The organism is Gordonia namibiensis NBRC 108229, assembly GCF_000298235.1.
In the GTDB taxonomy this organism is placed as follows: Bacteria; Actinomycetota; Actinomycetes; order Mycobacteriales; family Mycobacteriaceae; genus Gordonia; species Gordonia namibiensis.
Window position 1 is genome coordinate 1 of the sequence record NZ_BAHE01000021.1, and the last position, 15,652, is coordinate 15,652.

Below are 15,652 nucleotides of genomic sequence, written 5' to 3' on the forward strand. Positions count from 1 at the left end.
TCAGCTCACGAGCACTATCGGCACCGAGTCCTATGGTCACGACCGTTGGAGTCACCCGCACCGCCTGCAGAAGGCCCCTATAGACCTGCAGTAGGCCCCTATAGAACAGTGCACCTCGCGGGACGCCGAAACGCCCATGGTTCACTCTTACCCATGTCCTCACGCTCCCGCGCCCGGGCGCTCTCCGCGCGCCTGCCGTTCGGTATCGGGACGGTCGTACTGATCCTCTGCGCAGCAATGCTCGTGACCGTCGGAGTGGTGCTCTCCGGCGGGAAGTACCAGGTGGACAACGCCGAGTACGCCTACGGGGAACTGCGCGATTACCACCGTGCGCCGTCCATCGCCTGGACCATCGTCGGCCACGAGGATCTCCCCGATTATCGCGACGAGGTCACCATCCAGGTCGTCGACACCTCCGACGAGGGCTGGCTGATCGCCTACCCGTCCGGCCTGGGCCGCTCGTTCACGATGGTCGACCGCCGCAACGGCCGGCTCCTCTGGGACTCCCCCGTCAACGCCGGCCAGGGCGACTGCGCCTTCAACGAGGCCGGACAGGTCGGTTGTGCGGTTCAGCTCGGCACTCCTCTCGACGACGGCTTCTATCTCGTCGACGACGCCGGGGTGCCGACGCAGACGGCCGAGTACCTCGACACCAAGAAGGTAGTGGGACTCGGCAACAACTTCCTGCGGGTCAACCGGGTCGGTCACCAGCTGTCGTTGAACACGCCGGGCGGGAAGACCCTCTGGGCGCGTACCTTCGCAGCACCGGTCGTCGATCTCGAGGTCACCGGCGACATCGTCGTCGTCAAGACCGCCGACGCCAGCCAGTTCCTGGTCAACCCGACGAATGGCGACAACCGCATCGCCTGCGACCAGTGCAACATCGCCCTCTACCCGACGGGCGTGGCCGTCGAGCACCAGGATTACAACGCCGAGCGCGTGACCACCTACGCCACGGTCAACGGACGCGTCGACCCCGATCCCGTCGACGACTCGGAGGGGCTGCAGGTGGAGTCGGGACCGTCGAAGCTGCCACTGCTGACCGCCTCCAACCGCATCTTGGCCGACCGCGGCACCTACGAGGTACGCGATCCGGCTCGTCGGGGCGCGCTCTGGCGAATCAGCGACCGGGAGCTCTCGAAGTCGGGCGCCATCGCCTGTGGCTCACTGGTCAATTTCGGACGTCTCGACGGGTCGCGAACGACGTACGCGCTCGCCGACGGCAAGCACATCGGCAGCGGCCCGCCACCCGGCCCGGAACAACCCATCCTGGCCAATCCCTCCTGCATCGGCTCTACGGGCACCACCATGATCCTGTCGAATCAGGGCCAGCTGACGGCCCTGACCCCGGAGAACGGCGTGGCCTGGGAACAGGGCGTCGGTTCGCCCGGCTTGATCAAGGTGGTCGAGGGCTACATCGTGCTGAGCGAGGGCTCCACGATGTCCGTTTTGCGGCCGAACTGACCTCGGATGTGGGCCGTTTCACATCCACACCCGTGTCCCCTCGGCGACCTGCACAGACACAAACCTGACCTCCTGTCCATACCAGGGATGGTCACGGGAAGATAACGCTTTGCTCACGACCGCGTGTACGGTCGGCTCGGTTCCGAAAGCACGAACCACGAGCAGTACACGTGAGGTCAGTAAGTTTTGGGTAAGCATTCCAAGCCACGGAAGAAAACACGCACACCGCTGTGGGCCACGGCCCTCCTCCCCGTCGGAGTCCTGGCGGGCGCGGCCACCGCAGGAGCCGAGCTGTCGCACCCGACAGCCGCCCCGGAGCCCACCAGCCTCTCCACGGGGGTGACGGCCACCGCGGCCCCCGCGTTCACCCCCGCCGCGAAGGCGCACCCGGTTGCCCCGGCCCCGACGCCGGCACCCGCCCCGGTCATCCGCCCGGCGAGCGTCACCTCCGGCGCGGTCCCCGAGACCAACTACGACGCGTACAAGAAGGCTGCGGGCACCCTCGCCGACACCACCCCGCGCTGCGGCATCGACTGGAAGGTCATCGCCGGCATCGGCAAGGTCGAGTCCCACCACGCCGACCAGGGCAACGTCAATCCCGACGGCGTGCTGCGCAGTGCGATCTTCGGCCCCGTCCTCGACGGTTCGCTCGGCGGCAACGAGGTCATCAGCGACACCGACGGCGGCGAGCTGGACGGCGACGCGACCTACGACCGCGCAGTCGGCCCCATGCAGTTCCTGCCGTCCACCTGGAAGGCCTACGCCGCAGACGGCAACGGTGACGGAAAGTCGGACCCGCAGAACATCTTCGACGCCGCGCTGACCACCGGTCGCTACCTGTGCGACGAGGGTCTGGACCTGCGCAACCCGGCGTCGTTGACGACCGCGATCCTGCGCTACAACAACTCCATGGAGTACGTGAACAACGTTCTCGGGTTCGCCCGCTCCTACTGATCTTCTCCGGAAACGGTCATCGACCCGGCCGGCGCCTGACTCAGGCCGCCGTCCGGGTCGATGTCGTTCTGATCAGTTCGGTGTGATCAATTCTGGGCCAGAAAGGCCTGCAGCGCAGCCGAATACATCGGCACGTCGGCGGCACCCATCAGCTCGCGCGCGGAATGCATCGCGAGCTGCGAAGCGCCGACGTCGATCGTCGTGAGGCCCGTGCGGGTCGCGGTGATCGGTCCGATCGTCGAACCGCAGGGCAGATCCGCACGATGGACATAACGCTGCATCGGCACGCCGGCGTCATCGCAGGCCATCGCAAAGATGGCCTCTCCCAATGCATCCGAGGCGTAGCGCAGATTCTGGTTCACCTTGAGCACCGGTCCGCCGCCGATCGAGATGTGATGGCCGGGCTCATGCCGTTCCGGATGATTCGGGTGCGTCGCGTGGGCCATGTCGCCGGAGAGGCACACGCTCGCGGCCATCGCCTGCAGGTAGTCGGAACGGGAACCGCCGCGCGCCAGCACGATCCGCTCGCAGATCGAGGCCAGGAAGTCCGACGCGGCACCACGCTCTGAGCCGCTGCCGACCTCTTCGTGGTCGAAAAGGGCCAGCACCCGCGTGTGCGCCGACGACGAGCCGTCGAGCAGCGCCCGGAGCCCCGCGTAACAGGTGCCCTGGTTGTCCAGACGTGGTGCGCTGAGCAGGTTCTCGGCCGCACCGATCACCGCCGACGGCGCGACGTCGTGGGTCATCAGTTCCCAGCCCAGCAAGGTGTCCGGGTCGATGCCCGCATACTCCGCGACCCAACCGAGAACGTCCGGGGCGGCATCGTCGAGACCCCAGAGACCGTTGACGTGTCGCTGCGGATCGGGAGAGACGCCCTTGCGGTTCTCGGACAGGTGGATCGCCAGCTGCGGCACCCGCACCACCGCCTCGGTCACGTGGACGAGCGTGTGCGCCACCCGATCCCCCGCCCGGTAGGCGAGGCGACCGGACAGACCGAGATCGCGGTCGAGCCAGGAGTTGAGCCAGGCGCCGCCGTACGGTTCGAGCGCGATCATCGCCACCCCGGCCGACGTGCGGTCGGGATGTTGCTTCACCCGCAGGTTGGGGCTGTCGGTGTGGCCGCCGACGATGCGGAAGGCCGGACCGTCGCCGGTCTCCCAGGCGATGATCGAGCCACCGCGGATCACATACGACTTCGACGACGCCGCACTGACCGTGGCCGGCCACGCCTGCTCTTCGTAAAGCCTTGTGTATCCCGCGTTCTCGAGCTCACGGGCGACCGTGGCGCAGACGTGGAACGGCGACGGCGAGGCGTCGATGAACTCACCGAGGCCGGCCGCCGATGCACTCGTCGGGATCTTCGGCGATGCGTCGCTCATCCGGGGGCACTCAGACCGAGGCGAGGACCGAGTCGATCACCGAGTAGAACAGGCCGAGCCCGTCGTCGCTGGGGCCGGTCAGGGCCTCGGTCGCGTGCTCGGGATGCGGCATGAGGCCGACGATCCGGCCGTTGGGGCTGGAGATGCCGGCGATGTCGAGTGCCGAACCGTTGGGATTGCGCTCCGGGTAGGTGAAGACGATCTGACCCTCACCCTGCAGCTCCTCGAGCTTGCGCTCCGATGCCACGTAGCGACCCTCGCCGGACTTCAGCGGGATCAGGATCTCCGCACCGCGCTCGAAACGCGTCGTCCAAGCGGTCGTGTTGTTCTCGACACGTAGCCACTCGTCGCGGCAGATGAAGTGCAGACCCTCGTTGCGGGTCAACGCACCCGGCAACAGGCCGGCCTCGCACAGGACCTGGAATCCGTTGCAGATCCCCAGGACCGGCATGCCCTTGCCGGCCGCCTCGACGACCGAGCCCATCACCGGCGCGAAGCGCGCGATGGCGCCGGCACGGAGGTAGTCGCCGTAGGAGAAGCCGCCCGGCACGATGACCGTGTCGACATTCTTCAGGTCGGCGTCGCCATGCCACAGCGCGACGGGTTCGGCACCGGCGAGCCGGACCGCACGGGCGGCGTCGACGTCGTCGAGGGTGCCCGGGAAGGTGATGACACCGATGCGAGCTGTCATGTCACCTACTCCGAGACCCGGGAGACGTTGAAGTTCTCGATCACCGTGTTGGTCAACAACTCTTCGGCGATCCGCTCCAGGGTCACGTCGTCGACGGTGTCGTCGACCTCGAGCTCGAAGCGCTTGCCCTGACGGACGTCGCCGATCCCGGTGAATCCGAGCCGACCCAGTGCGCCGACGATGGCCTGCCCCTGTGGGTCGAGAATCTCGGCTTTGGGCATCACGTCGACCACCACTCGCGCCATGGCACCGCTCCTCAATCTCTACTGATCAGTTCTCGCCTGGTCAGCTTACCGGGTGCCCCCAAATCGACTCAGAGCACGGATTCGATTGCGGCGACGACGGTCGGATCGGTCGGCTCGGTACGCGGACGGAAACGGTTGACGACCTCACCGTCGGCGTTCACGAGGAACTTCTCGAAGTTCCACTGGATGTCGCCGGCCTCGCCGTCGGCATCGGCGGCCTGGGTCAGCTCGGCGTACAGCGGATGGCGGGCGTCGCCGTTGACATCGGTCTTCTCCAGCAGCGGGAAGGTGACGCCGTAGGTGGTCGAGCAGAAGGTCGCGATCTCCTCGGCGGTGCCCGGCTCCTGGCCCATGAACTGGTTGCACGGCACGCCCACGACGGTCAGGCCCTTGTCGCCGTAGGTCTTCGCGAGCTGCTCGAGACCCTCGTACTGCGGGGTGAGACCGCACTTGCTGGCTACGTTGACGATCAGCAGCGGTCCGCCGAAGTCCTTCAGCGAGACGTCGGAGCCGTCGAGAGAGGTGACCGGGATGTCCTTGATGTTGCCCATGGGGAGAGATTAACCGGTCGCCGAACGGCTGTGACCGGCTGCACACCCAGGTCACCGCGATTGATGCGATCAGGCATGTAATCCCACCCGGATTCGGCATTGGACGGCAACGGTGGGCGCTGGCAGTGTCACGTCGAGACCCAGATCACATGCGGCGACCAAGGCGGGACATGACACAGACAGACTTCGAGGCCAAGGCGATCCAGCGCAAGGCGCGTCGCGCCGGCATCGCGTCGTACATCGGCACGACGATCGAGTGGTACGACTTCTACATCTACGGCACCGCCGCAGCGCTGGTGTTCGGCGACGTGTTCTTCCCCGAGGACCTCGCGCCTGGCGTCGGATCGCTCCTCGCTTTCGTGACGCTGTGGGCAGGATTCCTCGCCCGACCCCTCGGTGGAATCCTGTTCGGTCACCTCGGCGACCGCATCGGTCGCAAGCGGACCCTCATCATCACGCTCGTCCTGATGGGCATCGCGACCCTCGGCATCGGCCTGTTGCCCACCTACGCCCAGGTCGGCGTCCTCGCCCCGATCCTTCTCGTGGTCCTCCGCGTCATCCAGGGCGTCGCGGTGGGTGGTGAGTGGGGCGGGGCTGTCCTCGTCGCCAGCGAGAACGCGCCCAAGGGCAAGGGCATCCTGTATTCGGCCTTCGCGCAACAGGGTTCACCGACCGGCAACCTTCTCGCCACACTCGCGTTCTTCGCACTCTCCGCGGTTCCCACACCCGCGTTCATGTCGTGGGCTTGGCGCATCCCGTTCCTCGCCTCTGTCGTCCTCATCGGGCTCGGACTGTTCATCCGCCTGCGTCTCGAAGAGTCGAACTCGATGAAGGCGGTCATCGAGCAGGACAAGACGGTCAAGCTCCCGATCGCCGAGGTCCTGCGCAAGCACTGGGTGCTGGTGCTGCTGGGTGCCGGCGCACTGCCTCTGGTCCAGGTCACCTACTTCAAGAACACGTTCGCGCTGTCCTGGGCCACCAGCGATCTCGGCTACTCCCGCGGCTCGTTCCTGGCGATGATCGCGATCGCCCTGGTCGTCCAGTTCGTCGTGCAGCCGTTCGGCGCGGTGCTGGTGTCGAAGATGGACATGCGAAAAGCCGTCGCCCTCATGGTAATCCCCGAGTTCATCCTCATGCCGGCCATGTTCTTCGCCATCGAGACCCGCAACTACGCGATCGCGACACTGGGCATGTGCCTCGCCACGATCCCGCACTCGATGTTCTACGGCGCGATCGCCGGCCTCCTGGCCCGGGCCTTCCCCGCCAACATCCGCTACACCGGACTGTCCCTCGCCTATCAGCTGTGCTCACTGGTCGTCGGTGGTGGCACACCTGTTCTGGCGCAATGGATTCTCAACTCCACCGGCGGGATCACCTGGGTGGCGATCACCGGCGGCATCTACGCGGTGGTCTCCCTGTCCTGCACGCTCGCACTCCTCAAGCGCACCGGGTACACCGCGGGCGAACTGTCGGTCGCCGAACGCAGCGACGAGAACGACCTCGGCCCCGGAATCCACGTCGACGCAACGGTCGCCGTCGCGGTACGGCCGAGCACCTCCGAGTTCGACGTGCCGCCGGCCCCGGTGGGGTCGACCGTCGGTCAGTCGACGCCAGCCGGAGTGGGTAGCGCCTCCTCCGACAAGCGCAGCACCTCGTGAACCGCAGGGTCGTGGGTGTCGGCGCGCCATGCGAGACGCAACTGGAGGGGGTCCGGTCGCGGTTCGATCGGCCGGACCACCACCTCCGGGTTGGAGATGTTGCGAGCCACGTTGGTCAGGGTGAGCGCGCATCCGACCTCCGCGGCGACCAGGGCGAACACCGAGACCGAGTCCGGGGCGCTCTGCACGATCCGCGGTGCGAAACCGGCGTCGTGGGCGAGTCGGTGCAGGTAGTCGCGCAGCGTGGACCCGGGTTCGGCCGGCAGTGCGACCCAGGGATCGTCTGCCAGTTCTTCGATCCGCAGGACCGGCCAGTCGGCCAACCGGTGTTCCAGCGGCAGCGCGCACACGATGTCCTCCTCCAGGACGATGCGCGTCGCGATGCCGGGCGGCGGATAGAGCCAGCGCGCGAGCACCAGATCGACACTGCCGTCGCGCAGTTTCGCGAGCGCCTCGCTGGCATAGGTGGTGCTGTCGAGCTCGAACTCGATCCCCGGATGGGTGCGTCGGACCAGCTTCGCGAACCTGCCTACCAGGACGTGCGAGGACGAACCGGCGAATCCCAGCCGCACCCGGCCGGTGTGTCCGCGGCCGGCGGTGCCGACCGCGAGTTCGGCGAGTCGGCAGGAGTCGAGCACCGCGCGAGCGGGCTCGACGAGCGCCACCCCGGCCGCGGTGAGGTGCACGCTGCGGGTCGTACGCACGAACAGCTCGGCTCCCAGATCCTTCTCCAGCTGCTGGATCGTGCGGCTCAGATGGGGTTGCGCGAAGTGCAGCCGCTGCGCGGCCCGGCCGAAGTGCAACTCCTCGGCCACCGCGAGGAAAGCCCTCAGCTGCGCGATCTCCACGACCCCATCCTGATACGAAAGGCCCACCGGTGACAACGACGGCCCCCACTGCGACGATCCCTGCCACCGAGAAGGTCACCTCGCTGAGCGAGGCCATCGCGACGCACGTGCATGACGGCATGACGATCGCCCTCGAGGGCTTCTCCCATCTGATCCCCTTCGCCGCGGCGCACGAGATCATCCGCCAGGGCCGCCGCGACCTCACCCTGTGCCGGATGACCCCCGACATCGTGTCCGACCAGCTGGTCGCCGCCGGCTGTGTGTCGAAACTGGTGGCCTCCTTCTTCGCCAGCGGCTCGGCCGGATCGCTCCACGAACTGCGCCGCCGAATCGAGAACCACGATCCGGAACCCCTCGAAGTGGAGGAATACAGTCACTACGGAATGGTCTGCCGCTACCAGGCAGGAGCGGCGGGACTGCCGTTCTTCCCGCTGCGCTCCTACGCGGGAAGCGATCTGCCCGAACTGAATCCGCGTATCCGGCTCACCACCGATCCGTACACCGGCGACTCGGTCTATGTGGTGCCGCCGCTCAATCCCGATGTCACGATCATCCACGCGCAGCGCGCCGACCGGGCCGGGAACGTCCAGGTGTGGGGCATCACCGGCATCCAGCAGGAAGCGGTCTACGCGGCGCGCACCGCCATCGTGCTCGTCGAGGAGATCGTCGACGACGAGGTGGTCCGGTCCGACCCCAACCGCACCCTGCTGCCCGCACACGCCGTGGACGCCATCGTGTTGTGCCCGCGCGGCGCGCACCCCTCCTACGCGCAGGGCTACTACGACCGCGACTGCGCCTTCTATCGCGACTGGACGCCCATTTCGAAAGACCCAGCCGCACTGCAGACCTGGATCGACGAATGGGTTCGCGGCACGCGCGACCACGAGGAGTATCTGGCCAAACTCGGTGAGGACCACTGGGCCACCATCGAAGTCGGTTCCCGCCCGTCGGGCACCGTCGACTACGGGAGCAGACTGTGACCATTCAGGATCTTCGCGACGTCAACGAACCGCTCGCGACCGCGTCGACGACGGAGACCATCGTCTCCGTCGCCGCGCGGCAACTCGCCGGTAAGCGCCGTGTCTTCGCCGGCGTCGGACTCCCCACGCTCGCAGTGGATCTCGCGCTGCGGGTGTACAACCCGTCCGTCGAACTCGTCTACGAGTCGGGGGTCTGCGGCGCACACCCGACCGCGATGGCCGAGGGCATCGCCGACTCCGTCCTCGTCTCCGGCGCCGAGTCGGTGCTCCCGATGGCGGCGTTGTTCGGATACGTCCTGCAGGGCGGCAATGTCGACGTGGGGTTCCTCGGCGCCGCTCAGATAGACCGGCACGGCAGCCTCAATACGAGCGTCATCGGTGACTGGCGCAAGCCGAAGGTGCGCCTGCCCGGTGCCGGTGGCGCGGGCGAGATCATGGCGAACGCCGACGAGGTCTTCGTCATCATGCGCCGCCACGACCACGAGTCGTTTCCCGCCGAACTGGACTTCTGCACATCCCCCAGCCCGGTCCGCGCCCGTGCCGCCGGTCGCGGCATCCAGCCCCGGGGGCACGGCGTCAGCCACGTGTTCACCCCGCTGGGCGTCCTGTCCCGGCCGGATCGCTTCGGCGAACTCGAACTCACCAGCGTGCACGCCGGCGTCTCCGTCGACGAGGCGGTCGCGGCGACGGGGTGGGACCTGAAGGTCGCCGACGAGGTGACGGTGACCCCAGAGCCGTCGGCGGAAGAGGTCCGGCTGCTCCGCGAGGAGATCGACCGGGTGCGCCTGTACCTGCGCTGATCCACTCGCCCCTGAGACAGGGGTCACAGCATCGCGCACAATATGTGCGATCTCACGCCTATTGCGATTTTGCAATAGTTGCGCCGGAGTTACTATTTCCGGGTGTCTGAGGAAACCCCGTGCGCATCGAGCGCCGACAAGTCGATCGAGTCCGCTTCGGCGGCCCTCGTCGCGTTCCTCGACCGTCTCATCGAGATCGGGCGCCCCGAGACCATGGAGAGTCTCGCCGCCACCGAGGTCACCTTCTCGCAGCTCCGGGTGCTCTGCGCGCTGGGCAGCCACGACGGGCCGATGCCGGTCAACGCCATCGCCGACCAGGTCCAGCTGTCCCTCGCGGCCGCGGGCCGGACGGTCGACAAACTGGTCAGCCTCGGTCTCGCCGACCGGCGTGAGGACTCGACGGACCGTCGTATCAAGCGCGTCTCGCTCACCGAGGACGGCATGCGCTACCTCGAGACGCACCTGGCACTGCAGCACGACACCGTACGACGGTTCGTGGCCGGCCTCCCCGCCGAACTCCGGGACAACCTGTGTTCGGCGCTGCAACCCATCGTCGACGACGCCGTCGACCATTTCTGCAATCTGGTCACCCGTTGACCGCGAACATCTACCGACACCTACTTCTCAGTCGCTTTTCGACCGATAGGAAAAACACCGCATGACACCCTCCACCGGAGGCCATCTCCACGAAGGTCCACCAGACACCAAGCTGGACAAGAACGTCCTCCTGGTCGCCGGTGTGGTCGTGCTCGGCGCGATCATGTCGATCCTCGACGTCACCGTGGTCGGCGTCGCCCAGAACACCTTCCAGCAGGAGTTCAACACCGACGCCGCGGGTGCCGCGTGGACCGCGACCGGTTACACCCTCGCCCTCGCCGCGGTGATCCCGCTGGCCAGCTGGGCCGCGTCGCGCTTCGGCACCAAGCGGGTCTACCTGACCTCGCTGGTCCTGTTCACGCTCGGGTCGATTCTCTGCGCCTTCGCACCGAACATCGGCATGCTGGTCGCGTTCCGCGTGGTCCAGGGCCTCGGCGGCGGTCTGCTGATGCCGATCGGCATGATGATGCTGACCAAGGCGGCCGGTCCCGAACGCGTCGGTTCGGTCATGGCCGTCCTCGGTATCCCGATGCTCCTCGGCCCGATCTCGGGTCCGATCCTCGGCGGCGTGCTCATCGAGCAGCTCAGCTGGCACTGGATCTTCCTGATCAACGTCCCGATCGGCATCATCGCCTTCATCTACGCGTGGATCGTCCTGCGTGACGACGCCGAGACCAAGAAGTCGTCCATCGACGTCGTCGGCCTCCTGCTGCTGTCGCCGGGTCTCGCGCTGTTCCTGTTCGGTATCTCGTCGAGCGCCGAACACCGCACCTTCGTCACCGGATCGGTGCTGATCCCGACGATCATCGGTGCGCTCCTCATCGCCGCGTTCATCTTCCATGCGCTGCGCGCCAAGAAGCCGCTGCTCGACCTGCGCCTGTTCAAGAACAAGACGCTGAGCATCGCGGTGGCCACGATGGTGCTGTTCATGATCGCGTTCTTCGGTGCGGCACTGCTGTTCCCGCAGTACTTCATCGGCGTCCGCGGCGAGTCCACGCTGACCGCCGGCCTGCTGCTCGCCCCGCAGGGCCTGGGCGCGATGCTGACCATGCCGATCGCCGGCAAGCTCACCGACAAGATGGGTCCCGGCAAGTTCGTGCTCGGCGGCATCGTGCTGATCCTGATCGGCCTGTCGACGTTCACGATGCTCGGTGCGGACACCTCGTACTGGCTGATCTGCGGCTCGCTGTTCGTCCAGGGCCTCGGTATGGGCATGACGATGATGCCGATCATGTCCGCTGCCCTCGCCACCCTGAGCAACCCCCAGGTGCCGGACGGCTCGACGCTGATGAACGCCATCCAGCAGGCGGCCACCTCGATCGGCACCGCGGTCATCTCGGTGATCCTGGCCAGCAGCCTGGCGAGCAAGCCGGAGGCCGGTCTCGCGATCATGGCGAACACCTCCGACAAGCCGCTGCCCCCGGGTGTCCCGAACCCGTTGCCGGAATCGTTCTTCGAGACCGCCGCCGACGTGTTCTCCAACACCTTCGTGGTCTCGGTCGTGCTGATCTGCCTCACCGTGATCCCGGCGTTCTTCCTGCCGCGCAAGAAGATCGCCTCGCCTCTCGTCGAAGAGGACATGGAGCGCGGCCCGATCATGATGCACTGATCGACCCGGCTCGAAACCGCAAAGAGCCCCACCGCCCGCGAGGGTGGTGGGGCTCTTTGGTTTCGATACGGTTCCTCGCTGCGCTCGTCACCTACTCAACCAGCGAAGAACTGCCGGCCGAGTAGGTCTGAGCCGCTAGGCAAGGACTCAACCAGCGAAGAACCGCCAGCCGAGTAGGTCTGAGCCGCTAGGCAAGGACTCAACCAGCGAAGAACCGCCAGCCGAGTAGGTCTGAGCCGCTAGGCAAGGACTCAACCAGCGAAGAACCGCCGGCCGAGTAGGTCTGAGCCGCTAGGCGAGGACCGTATCGAGGTCAGTTCTCCAACGCGCCGGACTGCTGCAGAATCCAGGCGATCTCGAAAGCGACTTCCTCCCACTGCTTGTAGCGTCCGCTGACGCCGCCGTGGCCGGCCGTCATCTCCGTCTTCAGCAGGATCGGGTTGCCCGAGGTCGACTTCTCCTGGAGCCGCGCAACCCATTTCGCCGCCTCGGTGTACAGCACCCGGGTGTCGTTGAGCGAGGTCAACGCGAGGATCGGCGGATACGGCTTCGCGTCGACGTTCTCGTACGGCGTGTAGGTCTTCATGTACTCGTAGACCTTCGGGTCGTGCAGCGGGTCGCCCCACTCGTCCCACTCGATGACCGTCAGCGGCAGCGACGGATCGAGGATCGAGTTCAGTGCGTCGACGAACGGCACCGACGCCAGGATGCCGTTGAACAGTTCCGGCGCGAGGTTGGCCACCGCACCCATCAGGAGTCCGCCGGCCGAGCCGCCCTCGGCGACCATCTGCTGCGGCGTCGTCCATCCCGTCTCGACGAGATGGCGTCCGGCCGCGACGAAGTCGGTGAAGGTGTTCTTCTTGCTGAGTTCCTTGCCGTTCTCGTACCAGTAGCGACCCATCTCGCCGCCGCCGCGGATGTGGGCGAGGACGAAGACCATGCCGCGATCGAGCATGGACAGCCGGGACACCGAGAAGTAGGGATCGATGCTGGCCTCGTACGAGCCGTACCCGTACAGCAGCAGCGGGGCCGGCTTCGCGGCGTCGGTCTCCCTGCGGCGCACCACCGACAGCGGGATCCGGGTGCCGTCGTCGGCCACCGCCCATTCACGGGACTGGACGTAGTCCGACGGGTCGTAACCGCCGAGCACCGGCTGCCGCTTCAGCAGGGTGCGTTCACCGGTGGCGACGTCGAGTTCGAACAACTCCGCGGGTTCGATGAAGCTGCCGTAACCGATGCGCAGCTTCGGCGACCACCATTCGGGGTTGCCGCCGAGCCCGGCCGTGCTCAGCTCCTGATCGAATTCGACCTCGTGGAAGTCGGATTCGACCGGGATGCCGTCGATCTGACGCAGGTCGGCGATGGCCAGGCGCGGCAACGCCTCTCGCCGGTAGGACAGCACCAGGTAGTCGGCGAAGGCATCGAGATCCTCGATGCGGCGGGCCGGATCGTGCGCGATCAGCGGACGCCGGTCCGACGGGTCGTCCACCGGCGCGATGTCGATGGCGAAGTTCTCCGCCTTCTCACCGTCGACGACCTCGTTGTGCACGATGACGAAGTAGTCGCCTCCGCCGATCACGGCATGTTCGACGCTGTACTCGACGCCGTCGACGCGCGGTACGACGCTGCGGAACTCACCCGTCGGGTTGTCGGCTTCGAGAACGTAACTCTCCGAGGTGATCTTGGAGCCGACACCGATGACGAGGTATTTGTCGCTGCGGGTGGTGCCCATGCCGACCCAGAACCGCTCGTCGGGTTCGTGGAAGACCTGGACGTCCTCGGTGCCCGCACCGATGTCGTGGCGCCACACCGTGTCCGGACGCCACACCGCGTCGACCGTCGAATAGAAGACGTGGCGGGCGTCGGCCGACCACACCGCACTGCCCGAGGTGTCGGTGACGACGTCGTCGAGGACCTCACCGGTACGGAGGTCCTTGATGCGCAGCGTGTATCGCTCGTCGCCGACGACGTCGGTGCTGTAGGCCAGCCAGTTGCCGTCGTCGCTGACGGTCAGAGCGCCGAGACTGAAGAAGTCGTGTCCCTCGGCCTCGACGTTGCTGTCGAGCAGGATCTCCTCGCCGGGCAACTGCACACCGTCGTCGACCTTCGGCGCGGTCCAGTCGTCGTCGCCGGCGATCGGGCACCGGCAGGACGTCGAATACTGCTTGCCCTCTTGTGTTCTGGCGTAATACCAGAAGCGTCCGCGCCGGACGGGCACCGACATGTCGGTTTCCTTGGTTCGGCTCTTGATCTCGTCGAAGATCTGCTTGCGCAGATCCGCCAGGTGCCATGTGTGCGCCTCGGTGAACGCGTTCTGCGCCTCGAGGTAGGCGGTCACCTCCGGATCGTCCTTGTCGCGCAACCACTCGTAGTCGTCGACGAACGTGTCACCGTGGTGGGTGCGTTCCTTCGGGACCTTCTTGGCGACCGGCGGTGTGGCCGCGTTGCGCTCGTCGGTCACGAGGACACCTCCGCGGTGGGCCAGTCGGCGAAGGACTCTCGCGAGATCCATTCGTAGGCATCGATGTACCGCTGACGTGTCTTCTCGACGACGTCGTCGGGCAGTGACGGCGGCGCGACATCGGAGGCCCGGTCCCAGCCGGATTCGGCACTGGTGAGCCAGTTCCGGACGATCTGCTTGTCGAAGCTCGGCTGAACCTTGCCCGCCTCGTAGGTTGCGGCCTCCCAGTAGCGGGACGAGTCGGGGGTCAGGACCTCGTCGGCGAGCACGAGCTCGCCGTCGGGGCCGCGGCCGAACTCGAACTTGGTGTCCGCCAGGATGATTCCCCGGTCGGCAGCGACCGCTGCGCCGCGTCCATAGATGTCGAGGGTCGCCGACCGCAGCGCCTCGGCGAGCTCGGCACCCTCCTGCTCGACGACGCGCTCGAAGCTGATGTTCTCGTCATGCTCACCCTGCTCGGCCTTGGTTGCCGGGGTGAAGATCGGCTCGGGCAGCTTGGACGCCTCCGACAGACCTGCCGGGAGTTCGACACCGCACACCGCACCGGTCGCCTGGTAGTCCAGCAGGCCCGAACCCGTCAGGTAGCCACGCGCCACGCATTCGACCTGCACCATCGGCAGGCGCTTCACCACCATCGACCGGCCGACGACCTCACCCGGGATGCGCTCGTCGGTGGGACCGCCGGCGAGATGGTTGGGGACGCCGAGTTCGTCGAACCAGAAGAAGCTCATCGCCGTCAGGATGCGTCCCTTGTCGGGGATCGCGGGACTCAGGATGTGGTCGTAGGCCGAGATCCGGTCGGAGGCCACCAACAGCAGCGTGTCGGCGTCGATCTCGTAGATCTCACGGACCTTTCCCGACGCCAGATGCCGGTAGGACTGCAGTTCAGGACGCATGGACTCGACCCTAGAGGTTCGGCGGGCGGCACGGGAAAGCAGGCTCTGACATTCTTGACCGATGACCGCACCCCACATCACCATCACCTACTGCACCCAGTGCAACTGGCTGCTGCGTGCGTCGTGGATGGCATCGGAGCTGCTGAACACCTTCGGCACCGAGATCGGTTCGGTGACGCTCGTCCCCGGGACCGGTGGCGTGTTCCACATCGACGTCGACGGCACGCAGATCTGGGAACGCAAACGCGACGGCGGGTTCCCCGGGGCACCCGAACTCAAGCGACTGGTGCGCGACGTCGCGCTCCCCGACTGGAAGCTCGGCCACGCGGACGCCTCGGCGCCGGAGTGACCTCGATACGCGCGGTCCTCGCTGCGCTCGGTCCTCGCTACTCGGCCAGCGGAGGTCCGCTCGGTTAGCGGAGATCCGCCGGTTGAGTAGGCGAGGAGCTTGCGACGAGCCGTATCGAAACCAGGAGATCCGCTGGTTGAGTAGGCGAGGAGCTTGCGACGAGCCGTATC

Annotated in this window: 15 protein-coding genes; 8 read left to right on the top strand and 7 right to left on the bottom strand. The window is 66.7% G+C overall.

Annotated elements, in window-relative coordinates; genetic code table 11:
• The first annotated feature begins 153 nt into the window (after positions 1–153).
• Positions 154–1,464, top strand: a complete 1,311-nt coding sequence (locus tag GONAM_RS12865) for an outer membrane protein assembly factor BamB family protein (RefSeq protein ID WP_006867191.1) — start codon at positions 154–156, stop codon at positions 1,462–1,464.
• A gap of 186 nt (positions 1,465–1,650) precedes the next feature.
• The gene (locus tag GONAM_RS12870; RefSeq protein WP_006867192.1) at positions 1,651–2,418 is read left to right on the top strand and encodes a lytic transglycosylase domain-containing protein; all 768 of its coding nucleotides are present in this window, start codon (positions 1,651–1,653) and stop codon (positions 2,416–2,418) included.
• An 86-nt stretch (positions 2,419–2,504) separates the two neighbouring features.
• On the opposite strand, the gene GONAM_RS12875 is transcribed toward GONAM_RS12870, so the two are convergent.
• The 4 genes from GONAM_RS12875 to GONAM_RS12890 all read right to left on the bottom strand — a co-directional run bounded on the left by GONAM_RS12875 (position 2,505) and on the right by GONAM_RS12890 (position 5,284).
• On the bottom strand, positions 2,505–3,797 hold the full coding sequence (locus GONAM_RS12875) for a M18 family aminopeptidase (RefSeq protein ID WP_006867193.1): 1,293 nt from the start codon (positions 3,795–3,797) through the stop codon (positions 2,505–2,507).
• A gap of 10 nt (positions 3,798–3,807) precedes the next feature.
• Positions 3,808–4,488 (bottom strand): phosphoribosylformylglycinamidine synthase subunit PurQ, encoded by a 681-nt coding sequence (gene purQ / locus GONAM_RS12880; protein ID WP_006867194.1) that lies wholly within the window; start codon positions 4,486–4,488, stop codon positions 3,808–3,810.
• A gap of 5 nt (positions 4,489–4,493) precedes the next feature.
• Positions 4,494–4,733 carry a phosphoribosylformylglycinamidine synthase subunit PurS gene (gene purS / locus GONAM_RS12885; protein ID WP_005201292.1) on the bottom strand — a complete coding sequence of 80 codons (240 nt, stop codon included), beginning with the start codon at positions 4,731–4,733 and terminating at the stop codon, positions 4,494–4,496.
• 68 nt (positions 4,734–4,801) lie between these two features.
• Positions 4,802–5,284: a glutathione peroxidase gene (locus GONAM_RS12890; protein WP_006867195.1), complete on the bottom strand. Its 483-nt coding sequence runs from the start codon at positions 5,282–5,284 to the stop codon at positions 4,802–4,804.
• A gap of 170 nt (positions 5,285–5,454) precedes the next feature.
• On the opposite strand from GONAM_RS12890, the gene GONAM_RS12895 reads away from it, so the two are divergent.
• Complete coding sequence (locus tag GONAM_RS12895; RefSeq protein WP_006867196.1) at positions 5,455–6,942, top strand: MFS transporter; 1,488 nt, start codon at positions 5,455–5,457, stop codon at positions 6,940–6,942.
• Here GONAM_RS12895 and GONAM_RS12900 read toward each other — a convergent pair.
• The gene (locus GONAM_RS12900; RefSeq protein ID WP_006867197.1) at positions 6,885–7,790 is read right to left on the bottom strand and encodes a LysR substrate-binding domain-containing protein; all 906 of its coding nucleotides are present in this window, start codon (positions 7,788–7,790) and stop codon (positions 6,885–6,887) included. The two genes, GONAM_RS12895 and GONAM_RS12900, sit on opposite strands and share 58 nt — an antisense overlap.
• A gap of 29 nt (positions 7,791–7,819) precedes the next feature.
• On the opposite strand from GONAM_RS12900, the gene GONAM_RS12905 reads away from it, so the two are divergent.
• From GONAM_RS12905 to GONAM_RS12920, 4 genes are all read left to right on the top strand, one after another.
• Positions 7,820–8,770: a CoA transferase subunit A gene (locus GONAM_RS12905; RefSeq protein ID WP_006867199.1), complete on the top strand. Its 951-nt coding sequence runs from the start codon at positions 7,820–7,822 to the stop codon at positions 8,768–8,770.
• Positions 8,767–9,570 (top strand): CoA-transferase subunit beta, encoded by an 804-nt coding sequence (locus GONAM_RS12910; protein WP_006867200.1) that lies wholly within the window; start codon positions 8,767–8,769, stop codon positions 9,568–9,570. The genes GONAM_RS12905 and GONAM_RS12910 overlap by 4 nt, the downstream gene beginning before the upstream one ends.
• 102 nt (positions 9,571–9,672) lie before the next feature.
• Positions 9,673–10,167 (top strand): MarR family winged helix-turn-helix transcriptional regulator, encoded by a 495-nt coding sequence (locus tag GONAM_RS12915; protein ID WP_006867201.1) that lies wholly within the window; start codon positions 9,673–9,675, stop codon positions 10,165–10,167.
• A gap of 61 nt (positions 10,168–10,228) precedes the next feature.
• A complete protein-coding gene (locus GONAM_RS12920; RefSeq protein WP_006867202.1) occupies positions 10,229–11,776 on the top strand; it encodes a DHA2 family efflux MFS transporter permease subunit in 1,548 nt (515 codons plus the stop codon).
• Positions 11,777–12,089: 313 nt separating this feature from the next.
• On the opposite strand, the gene GONAM_RS12925 is transcribed toward GONAM_RS12920, so the two are convergent.
• Both GONAM_RS12925 and GONAM_RS12930 read right to left on the bottom strand, forming a co-directional pair.
• Positions 12,090–14,237: a S9 family peptidase gene (locus tag GONAM_RS12925; protein ID WP_006867203.1), complete on the bottom strand. Its 2,148-nt coding sequence runs from the start codon at positions 14,235–14,237 to the stop codon at positions 12,090–12,092.
• Complete coding sequence (locus tag GONAM_RS12930; protein WP_006867204.1) at positions 14,234–15,133, bottom strand: phosphoribosylaminoimidazolesuccinocarboxamide synthase; 900 nt, start codon at positions 15,131–15,133, stop codon at positions 14,234–14,236. Before GONAM_RS12930 ends, GONAM_RS12925 begins: the two co-directional genes overlap by 4 nt.
• A 61-nt stretch (positions 15,134–15,194) precedes the next feature.
• Here GONAM_RS12930 and GONAM_RS12935 point away from each other — a divergent pair, with 61 nt between their 5' ends.
• Positions 15,195–15,482, top strand: a complete 288-nt coding sequence (locus GONAM_RS12935; RefSeq protein ID WP_006358387.1) for an Rdx family protein — start codon at positions 15,195–15,197, stop codon at positions 15,480–15,482.
• The last annotated feature ends 170 nt before the right edge of the window (positions 15,483–15,652 follow it).